This is a genomic window from Acidovorax sp. Root402 (genome assembly GCF_001425125.1).
GTDB classification, from domain to species: Bacteria; Pseudomonadota; Gammaproteobacteria; order Burkholderiales; family Burkholderiaceae_C; genus Acidovorax; species Acidovorax delafieldii.
In genome coordinates, this window is sequence record NZ_LMDQ01000016.1 from 129,526 (window position 1) to 144,778 (window position 15,253).

10 protein-coding genes are annotated in these 15,253 nt (G+C 65.6%); 1 reads left to right on the forward strand and 9 read right to left on the reverse strand.

Annotation, left to right across the window (positions count from 1 at the left end):
* Positions 1 to 57: 57 nt before the first annotated feature.
* From ASC83_RS18905 to ASC83_RS18935, 7 genes are all read right to left on the reverse strand, one after another.
* Positions 58 to 1,290, reverse strand: a complete 1,233-nt coding sequence (locus ASC83_RS18905; RefSeq protein WP_056066209.1) for a Yip1 family protein — start codon at positions 1,288 to 1,290, stop codon at positions 58 to 60.
* A 186-nt stretch (positions 1,291 to 1,476) separates the two neighbouring features.
* A complete protein-coding gene (locus ASC83_RS18910; protein WP_056066211.1) occupies positions 1,477 to 2,214 on the reverse strand; it encodes a 1-acyl-sn-glycerol-3-phosphate acyltransferase in 738 nt (245 codons plus the stop codon).
* A gap of 33 nt (positions 2,215 to 2,247) precedes the next feature.
* Positions 2,248 to 3,543 carry a dihydroorotase gene (locus tag ASC83_RS18915; RefSeq protein WP_056066214.1) on the reverse strand — a complete coding sequence of 432 codons (1,296 nt, stop codon included), beginning with the start codon at positions 3,541 to 3,543 and terminating at the stop codon, positions 2,248 to 2,250.
* A 79-nt stretch (positions 3,544 to 3,622) separates the two neighbouring features.
* Positions 3,623 to 4,585, reverse strand: a complete 963-nt coding sequence (locus tag ASC83_RS18920) for an aspartate carbamoyltransferase catalytic subunit (RefSeq protein WP_056066217.1) — start codon at positions 4,583 to 4,585, stop codon at positions 3,623 to 3,625.
* A 12-nt stretch (positions 4,586 to 4,597) separates the two neighbouring features.
* Positions 4,598 to 5,122, reverse strand: coding sequence for a bifunctional pyr operon transcriptional regulator/uracil phosphoribosyltransferase PyrR (gene pyrR, locus ASC83_RS18925; protein WP_056066220.1), 525 nt, complete (start codon positions 5,120 to 5,122; stop codon positions 4,598 to 4,600).
* Positions 5,119 to 5,550: a Holliday junction resolvase RuvX gene (gene ruvX, locus ASC83_RS18930; RefSeq protein ID WP_015015582.1), complete on the reverse strand. Its 432-nt coding sequence runs from the start codon at positions 5,548 to 5,550 to the stop codon at positions 5,119 to 5,121. The genes pyrR and ruvX overlap by 4 nt, the downstream gene beginning before the upstream one ends.
* On the reverse strand, positions 5,547 to 6,146 hold the full coding sequence (locus tag ASC83_RS18935) for a YqgE/AlgH family protein (protein WP_015015583.1): 600 nt from the start codon (positions 6,144 to 6,146) through the stop codon (positions 5,547 to 5,549). Before ASC83_RS18935 ends, ruvX begins: the two co-directional genes overlap by 4 nt.
* A gap of 21 nt (positions 6,147 to 6,167) precedes the next feature.
* On the opposite strand from ASC83_RS18935, the gene ASC83_RS18940 reads away from it, so the two are divergent.
* On the forward strand, positions 6,168 to 7,652 hold the full coding sequence (locus ASC83_RS18940) for a deoxyribodipyrimidine photo-lyase (RefSeq protein WP_056066222.1): 1,485 nt from the start codon (positions 6,168 to 6,170) through the stop codon (positions 7,650 to 7,652).
* A gap of 39 nt (positions 7,653 to 7,691) precedes the next feature.
* Here ASC83_RS18940 and ASC83_RS18945 read toward each other — a convergent pair whose 3' ends face one another.
* Positions 7,692 to 8,864, reverse strand: a complete 1,173-nt coding sequence (locus ASC83_RS18945; RefSeq protein ID WP_056066225.1) for a PilT/PilU family type 4a pilus ATPase — start codon at positions 8,862 to 8,864, stop codon at positions 7,692 to 7,694.
* 111 nt (positions 8,865 to 8,975) lie between these two features.
* Positions 8,976 to 15,218, reverse strand: a complete 6,243-nt coding sequence (locus ASC83_RS18950; RefSeq protein WP_056066227.1) for an Hpt domain-containing protein — start codon at positions 15,216 to 15,218, stop codon at positions 8,976 to 8,978.
* Positions 15,219 to 15,253 lie beyond the last annotated feature (35 nt).

Genomic DNA, 15,253 nt, shown 5'->3' on the forward strand with positions numbered 1-15,253 from the left:
ATGCGCTAGTCGAACATGCCTGAATTGCTATTGAATCAATAGCAATTACCCTCCAACTCAGGACTTGCCCTTGCGCTGCAGGCCTTCCAGCCCGTTCAGGTCCACCTGCGACATCAGGCCTCGCAGCTCTTTCACACCGATCTTGTCGCCCTCAATGCTGACCACAAGGCCGTTCTTCAGGATGATCTTGAACTCTGCGTGGCTGCCATCCTTGTCGTAGCGCTGGTGCAGGGTGCGGCCCCCCTCTTGCCACGTCTTTTCGGCGCTGGTCTGGTCTTCTTTCTCGCCCTGCGCCATGCCCATGGCCATCACCGCCATCTGCCCCAGGCCGCCCACGTCCACGATCTCCAGGCGCAGCTGCTTGTCGTCGTTGCCGTATTGCGCGCTGGCCTGGCTGGTGGGCAAGCCCAGGGCGGCACCGTCCTGCACGTCAAAACCCGTGCGGGGCAGGCCCGCCAGCTTCTCGGGCAGGGCCGCCTTGAGCGACTGGGCCGCAATGGCCTGACCCCCACCCAGCACACCCGCAGCGGCCTTGGCGGCATCGCCCGTGGCGGCTGCGATGGCGGCCGGATCCTGGCTCTTCTGGGCCTCTTCCATCTTGCGGGCGGCTTTTTCCATCTTCTTGCCGGCAGCTTCCAGACCGGCGGTGTCGATGGACACCTTGCCACCGGGCGTGTTCATGGTGATGGCAGGGGCATCGGCACCGCCAAACAGCGCACCGCTGCGCGGCATGAACAGCGCACTGACGGCACCGATGACCACCCCCATCACGATGGCCGCAATGATGACCACCACCGTGTAGCCCACCGACTTTTCGGGCACACTGCGCATGAGCACCGGCAGGCCGGTGTAGAGCAGGTAGATGGAGTACACCGCCGCCAGCAGGCCCAGCATGGCCAGCGATGGCAGCAGGCTGAACACTCCGCCCAGCAGAGCGGCCGTGCTGGCGTACACCGCCACCTTCTGTGCCTGGATGGCGTTCTTCTGCCCGCCAAAGGTGGGCGCCAGCGCATCGATGATGAAACCGAGCACCAGCAAGCCCACCAGGCTCAACCCGTATGACACGACCATGTTCACCAGCCCGGAGACGAAGGGCACGCGGATGGTGACCCCAAAACCGCCAAAACCGATCAGCGACATGCCGATGAAACCGCAGACCGCCGGAATGGCGGCCAGGACCATGGCGTAGCGGGTGAACAGGGTGGCGGTGTCGGCGGCCTCCGCATCGATGGTGGCCCAGGCCTCTTTGGGTTGCAGAAGAATGCTTTTGGCGCGTTCAATCAGGTTCATGGTGCCCTCCCGGCAGTGTGCAAAGGCCTGCGATGACCCGCAGGCAAATGGAAAGCGCGGACGATACGGGACATTGCGCCGGGCAGACCACCCGGACGACCACCTGCAGGGCCCAAAGCGTGGAATATGCACGCTTTTGCCGCACAAAGACAGCTCGTTGGGGACCCAGGGATCCTGTGTGCGTTCTCAGGCCTTGCGCAGCTGATCGACCGTGTCGTGCAGGTGCTGCGTCCAGGTGCGGCGGTCGCGCTCGCCTGCCAGCTCCGGGGGGCCGTAGTGCACCACGGCCTCGATGGGCGGGGCGCTGAGCGTGCGCCAGATCGAGCCCACCAGGGTTTCGTCGCCGATGTAGCTGGGAGCAAAACTGGTGGCGCCCGTGGCCTTGTCGGCAAAGCGCAGGCCTACGGGCTGCACGGGCGCCTTTGCAGCCACGGCGGCCTGCAGCAGGTTGGCGTGGAAGGGCAGCATCTCGCGCCCGTCGCCCGTGGTGCCTTCGGGGAAAACGGCCAGCACCTCGCCGCGCTCCAGCGCCTCCTGCATCGAGCGCACCATGCGCAGCGCATCGCGGCGCGAGCTGCGTTCGATGTAGAGCGTGCCCGCCGCCGTGGCCAGGGTGCCGATCAGCGGCCAGGCCTGCACGTCGGACTTGGAGACAAAGCGGCAGTGCCGCGCCGCATGCATCACCGGGATGTCGAGCCACGAGATGTGGTTGGCCACCAGCATCACCGGGCCAGTCACCGGGGGCTGCCCCAGGATGCGCAGGCTGATGCCCGCATGGGCCAGCAGCTCCAGCGACCACACCTGCACGCGGGCGTGTTGCTGGTCAGGCGACAGCGCCGGAAACCGCAGCGCCACAATCCACAGGCCCTTGGCAATGTGGCCCAGCAGCCGCAAGAGGCGCCAGCTGGCGCGCAGAAACTTCACGGCCGGACCTTGCTATCGCAGCGTCGCGCCGTCTCAGCCGCGGTCAAAAGCGACCTGTCCGCCGACCAGGGTCATGCGCACGCGGCCGGGCAGCTCGTAGCCCGAGAACGGCGTGTGTTTGCCCTGGCTGGCGAGCGCGTCGTCCTGCACCGTCCACGCTGCCTGCGGGTCGAAGATGCAGAGGTCGCCCACGCCGCCTTCCACGATCTGGCCGACGCTGGCCTGCAAGGTGCCCAGCGCGTTGCCCAGCACGCGTGCGGGCTCTGCCGTGACCACTGCCAGCGCGCGCTGCAAAGGCACACCACTGTCTTGCGACCACTTGAGCGCCAGCGACAGCAGGAGCTCCAGACCCGTGGCGCCGGGCTCGGCTTCGGCAAACGGCAGGGTCTTGGCGTCTTCATCCACCGGGGTGTGGTCGGACACCAGCGCATCGATGGTCCCGTCGAGCAGCGCCGCGCTCAGGGCGTCGCGGTCACGTTGCTGGCGCAGGGGCGGCGTCAGGCGCGCGCGGCTGTCGAAGAAGCCGATGTCGTTTTCGGTGAGGTGCAGCGAGTTGATGCTGACATCGGCCGTGACCTTCAGGCCATCGGCCTTGGCGCGGCGTACCAGCTCCACGCCCGCAGCGCTGCTCAGGCGGCACAGGTGCACGCGCGCGCCGGTGGTCTTGAGCAGTTCAAAAATGGTGTGCAGCGCAATGGTCTCGGCCGCCACGGGCACGCCCGACAGGCCCAGGCGCGTGGCCAGCGCACCGCTGGCGGCCACGCCCTTGCCCAGGTGCATCTCTTGCGGGCGCAACCACACCGTGTAGCCAAAGGTGGCGGCGTACTGCAGCGCGCGCTGCAGCACCTGGGTGCTGGCCAGCGGCACCTCGGCCTGGCCAAAGCCCACGCAGCCGGATTCGGTCAGCTCGGCCATCTCGGTCAGCACCTCGCCAGCGAGGTTGCGCGTGAGCGCGCCCAGCGGGAACAGGCGCGACTGGTGCAGCTTCTCGGCGCGGAACTTGAGCATCTCCACCAAGCCGGGCTCGTCGAGCACGGGGTCGGTGTCGGGTGGGCACACCAGGCTGGTCACGCCACCGGCCACAGCGGCGGCCATTTCGGATTCGAGCATGCCCTCGTGCTCGTGGCCGGGCTCGCGCAGGCGCGCGGCCAGGTCCACCAGGCCGGGCAACACGATGCAGCCGGCAGCGTTGATGGTGCGGTTGGGCGCAAAGTCGGGCGGCACGCGGTTGACCCCCACGATTCGGCCCGCCGCCAGCGCGATGTCGCAGGTCTGGTCAAGGCCCGAGGCGGGGTCGATCACACGGCCGTTCTGGATCAGTATCTTCATGATTTCAAGCCAAATTGGCTGCTAGCGCTTGATTGATAAGCCTGAGCAGCTATGAAAACAGGAGTATTCATCCTCAAGGTCACGCCTCGTTCCCTGCGACGATGGACATGACAGCCATGCGTACCGCGATGCCGAAGGTCACCTGCGGCAGGATCACGCTCTGCTTGCCATCGACCACGGCGGAGTCGATCTCCACGCCACGGTTGATGGGGCCGGGGTGCATGACGATGGCGTCGGGCTTGGCCAGTTGCAGCTTTTCCTGCGTGAGGCCGAAGCTCTTGAAATACTCCTGGCTGGAAGGCAGCAGCGCACCGCTCATGCGCTCGTTCTGCAGGCGCAGCATGATGACCACGTCGGCGTCCTTGATGCCCTCTTCAAGCGTGTGGCACACCCGCACGCCCATTTGCGCCATGTCCGACGGCACCAGGGTGCGCGGCCCCACCACACGCACTTCGGCGCAGCCCAAGGTGGTCAGGCCGTGGATGTCCGAGCGCGCCACGCGCGAGTGCAGCACGTCGCCCACGATGGCCACGGTGAGGTTGCTGAAGTCCTTTTTGTAGTGACGGATGGTGTACATGTCCAGCAGCCCCTGCGTGGGGTGGGCATGCCGTCCGTCGCCGGCGTTGATCACGTGCACATGCGGCGCCACGTGCTGCGCGATCAGGTAAGGCGCGCCGGACTCGCTGTGCCGCACCACGAACAGGTCGGCTGCCATCGCGCTCAGGTTGGCGATGGTGTCGAGCAGCGACTCACCCTTGCTGGCCGAGCTGCGCGCGATGTCCAGGTTGATCACGTCGGCAGACAGGCGCTTGGCCGCGATCTCGAACGTGGTGCGGGTGCGCGTGCTGTTCTCGAAGAACAGGTTGAACACGCTCTTGCCGCGCAAGAGGGGCACCTTCTTGACTTCGCGGTCGTTGACGCTGACGAAGTTGGCGGCCGTGTCAAGGATGTGCGTGACGATGTCGCGCGGCAGGCCCTCGATGGACAGCAGGTGGATGAGTTCGCCGTTGCCGTTGAGTTGGGGATTGCGCTTGTGCAGCACGGTCAGGCCTCTTTAGTCTTTGTCTTGGACTTGGAATTGGAAGGTACCGCTGTCGCCTCGCGCCAGGGCAAGCGACTGGGCGGCAGGCAGAGCCACGCGCGCAGCGGCAAAGTCGGCCTGCACGGGCAGCTCGCGCCCGCCACGGTCCACCAGCACAGCAAGGCGCACGCTGGCGGGGCGACCATAGTCGAAGAGCTCGTTGAGCACGGCGCGGATGGTGCGGCCGGTGTAGAGCACGTCGTCCAGCACCAGCACGTCGGCGCCGTTCACGTCAAACGGCAGCGCGGTCTGCGCACTGGCCGACAGGCCACGCTGGGCGAAGTCGTCGCGGTGCATCACCGATGACAACACACCGGCCGGGCCTTCCAGGCCCAGGTCTTTTTGCAGGCGCTCGGCCAGCCAGGCGCCGCCGGAGGCGATGCCCGCCAGGCGCGTGGTGGGGGTCAACATGCTGCGCACGCCGCGCAGCAGTTCGCGGTACAGCGCCTCGGCATCAAGCACCAGGCTGCCGGACGTTCCGGGGGATGGGGTGGTCATGGGAGATTCCTCAAAAACTGTTCCAGGATGATGCAGGCCGAGGCCGCGTCGGCATCCTTGGCACCACCTGCAATGGCTTCGGTGGTGCTGTAGCGCTCGTCCACCTCGAACACCTGCAAGCCAAAGCGCCCGCGCAACTGGCGCCCGAACTTGAGAGCACGCGCGGTGTTTTCGTGGGCCGCACCGTCGGGGTGGTAGGGCACGCCGATCACCAGCGCATCGGGCTGCCATTCCTTGATGCGCTCGGCCACTTGGGCAAAACGGGCGTCGCCCTCGGCCTGGATGGTGCGCTGGGGTGTGGCGCTCTTGAGCATGCGGTTGCCCGAGGCCACGCCCGTGCGCTTGAGCCCAAAGTCAAAAGCAAGAAAGGTCTGGAAATGCGCAGGAACGGCTGGCGGCTGGATGGACTGAGCGGGCGCACCAGTCATGCGTGCCCCGCCTCCGGCGACAGCATCCAGGCCTGCAAGCCCAGAAGCGACAGGGCCCGGTCGTACCGCTCGGGCACGGGCGTGTCGAAGATCACCGACAGATCGGCGGCCACCGTGAGCCAGGCGTTCTCGGCAAGCTCAGACTCCAACTGACCCTCGCCCCAGGACGAATACCCCAGCGTGATGAGCACGCGGCGGGGACCTGCGCCAGTGGAAAGGGCTTCGAGCACGTCCTTGGAGGTGGTCATCTCCAGGCCACCGGGGATGGTCATGGTGGAGGCGTAGGCCGACTCGTCGGTTTCCCCCTTGTCCATGAGCATGGGTTCGTGCAGCACAAATCCGCGCTCGGTCTGCACCGGGCCGCCCTGAAAAACGGGCTCTTTGGTGAGGTCCTCGCGGCGCAGCGACAGGTCCACCTTGTCAAACAGGCCCTTGAGGGTGATATCGGTGGGCTTGTTGATGATGAGGCCGAGCGCACCGCGTTCGCTGTGCTCGCACAGATAGACGACGCTGCGCGCAAAAGACTCATCTTCCAGGCCGGGCATCGCGATCAGGAAGTGATGCGTCAGGTTGATGGGCGCAGAATCGAAAGACATCCCGCAATTTTAACGGTGAACATGCCCCCCTCCCCCGAGCCCACTTACTCCCGTGGCCTGGTCTGGTTCCGCCGCGACCTACGCGCCCACGACCAGGCGGCCCTGTACCACGCGCTGACGCGCTGCGAGCAGGTGTTCTGCGCTTTTGTCTTCGACAAGGACATCCTCGATGCCCTGCCCCGCGCCGACCGGCGGGTGGAGTTCATCCGGGAGTCGCTGGTAGAGCTAGATGAAACCCTGCGCGCACTTTCGGGGCATGAAAGGGGAGGCCTCATCGTGTGGCACGCGGTGGCCAGCGATGCCATTCCGGCAGTGGCCAACGCCCTGGACGTGCAGGCGGTCTTTGCGAACCACGATGACGAACCCCAGGCGCTGGACCGCGACCGCCTGGTGCGCACGCGCCTGGCGGCTGCAGGCAAGGCCTTCCACACGTTCAAGGACCATACCCTGCTCGAGCGCAGCGAAGTGCTGACGCAGACCGGCAACCCGTACAGCGTGTTCACGCCGTACAAGAATGCATGGCTCAAGAAGATCGATGTGTTCCAGCTCAAGAGCTATCCGGTGGAGCGACACGCCCACCATCTGGCCGCGCGACCGGAAGCCTATTGCCAGCCGGTACCCACCTTGCAGGACCTCGGGTTTGAGCCCACAGCGCTGTCCCAGCTGCGCCTGCCCACCGGCGCCCAGGGCGCACAGCAGTTATTCGACGATTTTCTCGGCCGCATCGAGCGGTATGAGGACACGCGCAACTTTCCAGCGGTGAAAGGGCCCAGCTACCTGAGCGTGCACCTGCGTTTTGGCACCATCTCGCCGCGCTTGCTGGCACGCACGGCGCACCGCCTGATGCTGGAGGGCAACCCGGGCGCCACGACCTGGCTCAGCGAACTGATCTGGCGGGACTTCTACTTCCAGATCCTGCACCACCACCGGCATGTGGTGGGCCAGAGCTTCAAACCGGCCTACGATGCCATCGCCTGGGAGACCGGCCCCGGGGCCGACGCCCTGTTTGCCGCCTGGTGCGAGGGCCGCACCGGCTACCCGCTGGTGGATGCCGCCATGGCGCAGATCAACCAGACAGGCTACATGCACAACCGCCTGCGCATGGTGGTGGCAAGCTTTCTGGTGAAAGACCTGGGCATCGACTGGCGCCGCGGCGAGGCCTACTTTGCCACGCACCTCAATGACTTCGACCTGGCCGCCAACAACGGTGGCTGGCAGTGGGCCAGCTCCAGCGGGTGTGATGCCCAGCCCTATTTCCGCATCTTCAACCCGGTGAGCCAGAGCGAGAAGTTCGACCCGGAGGGCAAGTTCATCCGCCGTTACCTACCCCAGCTCGCAGCGCTCCCCACCAAGGCACTCCACGCCCCCTGGCTGGCGCGCCCGCTGGAGTTGCAGCAAGCGGGCGTGCGCCTGGGAGACACCTATCCCTTACCCGTGGTGGAGCACGATGCCGCACGACAACGCACGTTGGAGCGGTATGCCGTGGTGAAGACAGCTGCAGGGTGACAACACACGGACCCACAGACTCAAGCAGGTCGCCGAGGGCTAGCGATGCGCCGTGGGCGGCGGGTCATCCGGCGGGGGCTCCTCCGGCGCCATCTGCATGCCCTCACCGCCCAGCGAGGCACCGGCGGCCAGCCGCAGTCGCAGGCGCACATCGGTGCGGTTGTCGGCGTTGGCGATGGCTTCTTCGGGCGATATCGTGCCCGCCTCCACCATGCCCAGCAGTGACTGATCAAAACTCCACATGCCCTGCTCGCCACTGCGGGTGATGGCGGTCTTGAGTTCGTCGATCTGCCCCTTTTGGATCAGCTCGGCCACATAGGGCGTGAGCAGCATGATCTCGGTGGCGGGCACCAAGTGGCCTGCAAGGCCCGGCACCAGGCGTTGCGCCACCACCGCCCGCAGGTTAAGGGACAGGTCCATGAGCAGTTGGCGGTGCGCGTCCTCGGGGAAAAAATTCACGATGCGCTGCACCGCCTGGTTGGCATTGTTGGCGTGCAGGGTGGACACACACAGATGGCCGGACTCTGCGTAGTGCAGCGCGTGCTGCATGGTGGCCCGGTCGCGGATCTCGCCGATCATGATCACGTTGGGCGCCTCGCGCATGGCACGGCGCAGCGCCTCGTCATACGACAGGGTGTCGAGACCCACCTCGCGCTGCGTTACCAGGGATTTTTTGTGGCTGTGCAGGTATTCGATGGGGTCTTCTACCGTGAGGATGTGCCCGCCAGTGTGCGTGTTGCGATGGTCCAGCAATGCGGCCAGCGTGGTGGTCTTGCCCGAACCTGCGGAGCCCACCGTCAAGACCAGCCCCCCTTTGAGAAACGCCAGCCGCTGGAGGACGGGCGGCAACCCCAGTTCTTCCAGCGTCGGGATCCGCGCTATCACATGGCGGATCACCATGCCGACCTGCCCTCGCTGCATGTGCACGTTCACGCGAAAGCGCTCCCCGTCAGCGGTCTGCAGCGAGAGGTCGCACTCCATCGTGGTCTCGAACTCCTTGCGCTGGGCCTCCCGCAGGACGGAATAGGCCATTTGCCGCACGTCGTCGGCTGACAGGACTTGCTGCGCAATGGGGATGAAGGCGCCCTGCCGCTTGATGGTGGGCGCAGCACCTGCCATCAGAAACAGGTCCGAAGCGCGCTCGCGCGCCACCAGGGCCAGGCAAGCCAGCAGCCGGGGGTCAGGGGAAGGGGATGGTGCCAGCGGGTCCATCACGGTGACTGGGTCCGCCCTGTCCATGCACAGGACACCACAAGGCAAGGCAACAAGAGAGCACTCCCGACCCAGGCTGACTCGCAGGGTCGGGAGTGGGCCAGCATGGTGTCAGGCCTCGGCCGCCGCAGCGATGCGCGCGTAGTGCTGGATCAGGCTCAGCAGCTCTTCGTCCGAATAGGGCTTGCCCAGGTAATGGTTCACACCCAACTCCATCGCGTGCTCGCGGTGCTTTTCAGCAATCCGCGAGGTGATCATGATGATGGGCAGATCACGCAAGGCACCGTCTGCCCGGATGTTGCGCGCCAGATCGAAGCCGTCCATGCGCGGCATTTCGATGTCGGACAGAACCACCGTCGGGCGCTCCTCCTGCAGACGCTCCAGCGCCTGCAGGCCATCGGCCGCCAGGGCCACACGGTAGCCTTCGCGCTGCAGCAGACGCTGCGTCACGCGGCGCACGGTGATGGAATCATCCACCACCAGCACCAGCGGCACCTGACTCGGTCCCGACAACTGCTGAGACACGACGGCCTTACCCGTGCCGCCTGCGGCGGGGGCGTCGGGCGCTGGTGCCATGTCGGCACTGGCCGCACGCACCTGGTCGCCATACACCGTGGCCAAGGCCACCGGGTTGTAGATCAGCACTACGGCACCCGATGCCAGCACGGACATGCCCGCCAGACCCGGCAGACGGGACAACTGCGGCCCCAGGTTCTTCACCACCACTTCCTGGTTGCCAAGCACTTCGTCCACGTGCATCGCAACACGCTGGGCAGCGCTTCGGAAGATCACCACCGGGCGGGTCTTGCCCGCCGGCTCGGTGCTGCGGCTGGACGACTGCAGCAGGGCTCCCGACCAGAAGAACGGGATCTTCTCCATGCCGTCGTCAAACACGCCGGTACGGTAAGCCTCTGCCAAGTCAGGGGCCGAGGTGCGGCGGACAATCTCGACCACGTTGGCCGGAACGCCGATCGCCAAATCACCCGAGCGCAGCATCACCACCTGCGTCACTGCGGTGGTCAACGGCAGCACCATGCGGAATGCCGCACCCTTGCCCGCCTCGGTGGAGGTTTCGATGCGGCCGCCCAGCGCATTGATCTCAGCACGCACCACGTCCATGCCGATGCCCCGCCCTGCCAGACCAGTCACTTCGGAGGCCGTCGAGAAGCCTGGCATGAAGATCAGGTTGGCCGCATCCGCATCGCTCAGCTCCACGCCGGGCTCCACGATGCCCTGAGACACGGCCTTTTCGCGAATGCGCGGCAGGTTCAGACCCGCTCCGTCATCGCGGAACTCGACCGATACGTCATTGCCTTCGTGGTGCAGATCCACCGTGATGGTGCCCGACGACGGCTTGCCGGCCGCCGTGCGCACTTCAGGCTCTTCAATGCCGTGGGCCACGCAATTGCGCAACAAATGTTCGAAGGCGGGCGTCATGCGGTCCAGCACGCCACGGTCCATTTCGATGGAGCCGCCGGTGATGTCCAGCTTGATCTGCTTGCCGGTTTCCTTGGAGGCCTGACGCACCACCGCGTACAAGCGCTCGGCAATCCCCTCGAACTCCACCATACGTGTGCGCAGCAGATCCCGTTGCAGCTCACGCGCCTGGCGGCCTTGGGCAATCAAGTCGTCTTCAGCGCCTTCCATGGCACGTTGCAGATTGCGCTGCACCGTGGCCACGTCGTTGACCGACTCGGCCATCATGCGGGTCAACTCCTGCACCCGTGTGAAGCGGTCGAACTCCAGCGGATCGAAGCCCGCAGCAGAGTCCTTGGACAGCGCCAGACGCGACTGCATCTGGGATTCGGCCTGCACCTCGATGTCGCGCAATTGCTGACGCAAGCGGTCCAGATTGCCCGACAGATCGGTGAGTGAGCTACGGAACTGGCCCAGGCGCGCGTCCAGGCGCGAACGGCTGATCATCACCTCGCCCGCCTGATTGACCAGGCGGTCCAGCAGCTGTGCACGCACGCGCACCGACTGGTTGGCTGCCACCCGCAGGGGCGCCAGCTGGGACGGTCCGGGCAGGCGCACGGCCGGAGCCGTTATCGCCAGAGGCTTGGCAGAAGATGCTGCCGCCGAGGGGACGGAGGCTTCGGCCGCATCCGCCACATTGGCACGCAAGGCGGGGGTGGCTTCGACCGGCAGAGTAACCACCGTGTCGGAAGGACTCTGACCAATGGCACGCAGCGCCTCGAAGTTGGCTTGCAGTCCATCGAAACTGCCTTGCAATGGCTCGATCAGGTCGGCCGTGACGGTTTCTGCGTCCAGCTGCTCGATCGCAGATTCCAGCCGGTGGGCCATTTCGCCCAGGCGCATCGCCCCGGCCAATCGCGAACTGCCCTTGAGCGTGTGCAGGGCTCGCAATACTTCGCTGCGGGCGCTGAGGTTGTCGGGGCGCGACGCCCATTGGCGCAACGCACCACCGAGCTGGGGCAGCAACTCGGCCGCCTCTTCCTCGAAGATGGGGAACAGGTCGGGGTCGATGACGTCGATCGCATCGATGTCGTCGTCCGCGTCCGGGATCGAGGCAATGGCGTGCGCAATGGCATCGTCAATGTGCTGGTCGTGGTCGTGGATGACTGCAGACAGCGCGGGCGCCACATGGCCCACCACGGGGGCAGGCACAGCCGGTGCAAAAGCCTCAGGCTCTGCAGCCACCACGGGTACCTCCGCCACCGGCTCAGGTGCCAACTCGGCCGCAGCAACTTCGGACGCTTCCTGCTCTGCGGCATCGAGGTAGGCCTGCGCATCTTCCTCGGGTGGAGACTGGGTGCTGACCACCTCGGTTTCCAGAATCTGGCGCAGCTGGGCCAGCACTTCCGGGCTGGGCTCTTTGAGGAACCCGGCAGCAAACTGGTGCAACAGGCGACGGATGTCTTCCGCTGCAGCCATGAACGCTGCCGCTTGCTCTTCGGTGCCACCCGACTGCAGCTGCACGTGCTGCAGCGTGTGCTCCAGCACGCGGGCCATTTCGGACAGCGCGGTGAAGCCCACCGTGGCCGAACTGCCGGCGAGCGAGTGCGACAGGGCCACGGCCGTGTCAGGCAGTGGCTCATGCAGCTCCAGCGCCCATTCCTGCAAACAGGTCACCAAGCGACGAGACCATTCATCGGCCTCATTCAGGTACACGTTGTACAGCGGGATACCGATGCGCAGCGTGTCGATGACCTTCACCGCATCGTCGCTGCCGCCTTCTTCCTGCGGCAGGGCATCGAGCAGATGCGCCACTTCTTGCGCGGGCTCCACTTCAGCGATCAGGTCGTCTGGCAACGCTTCGGAACCGGCCACAGCCACGTCCTCGGGGGCAGGTGCAAGCAGTTCGGCAGCCTCGGCCGACTCGGCCTCCAGCAGCTTCTCCAGCTCAGCCACGTCCAGGGCTTCCAACCCATCCGAAGGAATGGGGGCCTCTGTATCCACCACGTTTTGCGGTTCGGCGGCATCGAGCACCAGGTCTTCTGGCAGCAATAGTTCGTCGCCCAGGGCGCCTGCGGGCGCTTGCAGCGGCGCATCGACAGCTTCTGCGTGATCCACTGCAGGCACAGGCGCTTCCGCAGACACAGGTTCCAGGTCAGGCAGCTCCAAGTCGAGGACAAAGTCCACGCTGGACGGATCGACCATAGGTGCAGGTTCGTGGGCAGACTCGTTCAGTGCAGCAGTGAACACCGAGAAGTCGATCTCCTCGGCCACTTCCGGGGCACCGTTGGCGCTCTCGACGGGCTGTTCGGGCACATGTTCGGAGATCTCGGTGGCCTGGAAATCCGGCACCGTCAGTTCTTCGCTGAGCACATCGGCGGAGAGGGCATCCACCGGCTCTGCCACGGCCTCGGCAAGCTCCGGCGCGGCCTGTGGTGCTGTAGGTTCGGGCGCAATACCGCCACCCGATGGCATCGCCAGCGGTACCAGCGTGCCATCCAGGCGCATGGCGTCTGCCGACCGGCGGAAGGACTCAGGGTCCCAGCCTGTCACGCGGCCTGCGGCGATGTCGTCTGCCCAGCTGCTGAAAGCATGCAGCGCGTCGGTGGACAACTGCAACAAGCTCGGCTGCATGGGCTTTTGTTCGGCCAGCCAGACGTTGAGCACCTGCTCCATCGACCAGGCTGCTTCGCCAAAGTCGTTCAGCCCCACCATGCGCGAGCTGCCCTTGAGCGTATGGAACGCACGGCGCAGTGTGGTCTGCTCGCTCAGGTCACCAGGTTCAACCCGTAGCTGCTCAATAGCAGCCAAGCCGTTGACCACCACTTCGCGTGCCTCTTCGAGGAACACGTCGAGCAGTTCATCTTCGACATCGGGCGCTGGAGCAGGCGCAGCCGCAGCCGCCGGAGCGGCTGCTTCCAGCGGTACGGGCGCGGCAACGGCGGGAACGTCAAAGGAGATGTCCGGTGCCAGGCCTGCGGGCTCTGCCGCCACGCTGGCATCGGCGGCGGGGGCCGACTCAAAATCAGGGAACGGCGCAAAGTCCGTAGGCTCGCTGACAGGCTCCTGCACCGGAAAGCGGGGAATCACGTCTGGCACCAAGGTGGCAGAACGCTCTTCCAGCTTGGCAGGCGCTTCTTCCACAGCATCAGAGGCGCGCGCACGGGTTTTACCCATGAGGATGCGCAGTTCGCCCAGTTCTTCGTCGTACACAAAGAGCTTGCGCGCCATGGTGCGCTGGTAGCTCAGCATGTCGATCAGGAAACCCAATGCACCCAGGCTGTTGCCCAGCTTTTCAAACGCGCTTTGGCGTTCTTCTTCGGGCACCTCGTTGATCAGCAGGCGCTCCACCGTGTCGCGCATGCGGACCACCGCCAGTGATGCCTGATCCAGCCCCAGCACTGACAGCACGCCGCGCATCTGCGCAAGATGCCCTGGCACGGTCGCCAGCACACCAGTGTCCTTCGGGTTGCGGAAAAACTGGTCCATGGCCTTTTCGGCCTCGCCCAGGGTCACCCGGAGCTCATCGACCACGCTGCCCATGGTCTGGTTGTCGCTGACCCGGCGGTACAGCTCTTCCATCCATTGTTCAAGGGGTTCGGGTTCGGCACCCGCCGTGACCGCATCCAGACGCTCTGCAAGACGGCTGGCGCGGGCTTCCATCTGTTCGTCTGCCGTGTCCAACTCTTCAAAAGCTGCCTGCAGGTACAGCACGGAGGTAGCCACTTCCATCGCCAATGCGGGCGACGGGGGCTCGCCCGACCGGGTGGTTGAATCCAGGGCACGCGTCAGCGCCTGCGCCAGGTTCTCACTGCCCGGATGGAGCTTGCGCAGCGAATCGCACACCAGGCTGAACTGGTCTGCCGCTGGCTTGAGTTTGTTGCGGTCCCCACCCGCCAGGGCAGACCAGGTTTCCGTGGCCGAGGCAATGCGCTTGCGCGCCTGCGTCAACACCGCCGGGTCAAAACGTCCGAAGCGGGCAGTCTCGTAGTCCACCGGCTTGAAGCGGTCCAGCGCAAAGGCCTGACGGACAGCACGCAATGAGGGCGCTGCGTCCTCTGCCAGATCGGCCACCTTGGCCTGCGAGCAGAAGAACAGCAGGTCCTGCACCAGCCGGTCGGCGATCGTCGGATCGCCCTTGGCCAACGTGGCGTACTGCATGAGCACACGGGATGCCACGCGCTTGACGTACACATCTGGCGGCAAAAGGCCCGAGCCAAACGCATCGAAGAAACCCGCGCAAATTTTCCAGAACGCACGCGCCTGCCGATCTGTTTGTGCGGCCACAAAGCCCAGGCAGGTGTCGCGCAGGCTCAGGGCGGCCTTCAGGTCCCCCGACTTGACGATGCGCAGCACAGCTGCATCCAGCCGCGCCCGCGCCTCGGGACCGTAAGGCAGAGGCGGGCGCGACACCGCACCTTCGGGTTCACGGAAACGGCGCTCCACCGGCCAGAGGTCAGCGGGATGAACGCGATCAGCGCCTGCCAATGCCTGGGCATCGCGGTACTGCGGAAACAGGGCCACGGGCGATACGGCTTTGCCCGCCAGCACGGTTTCCAGGTATTCGATCAGCGCAAAACTGGCGCGCTCAATCACGGCGGCAGCGTCATCGCTGCAGGTTTCGGGGCGCTGAACAAACTTCTGCACCGCCGATTCCATGGACCGCAACACCAGCGCCGGAGGGCCCATGCCCACCATTTCCAGCGCACCACAGGCTTGGTGCAGTTGCTGGCGCGCAATGCGCAGGGGGCCAGCGTCCAGCGCCGCCAGATCGGACTCGCGTGCTACCTCTGCATCACGCACAAAGCGCCGCATCGCCTTGACAGCACCGTCCAGCGATTTGCGCAGCTCGTCAAGCACCCAAGCCAAAGGACCCAGGTCCTGATCTCCCTGGGTCCCGTCGGCGGCCGGTGCATTGTTGACATCAATAGATGACATGGATTCGTCCCCGGCTGCAATGAGCCAGCTGGTTG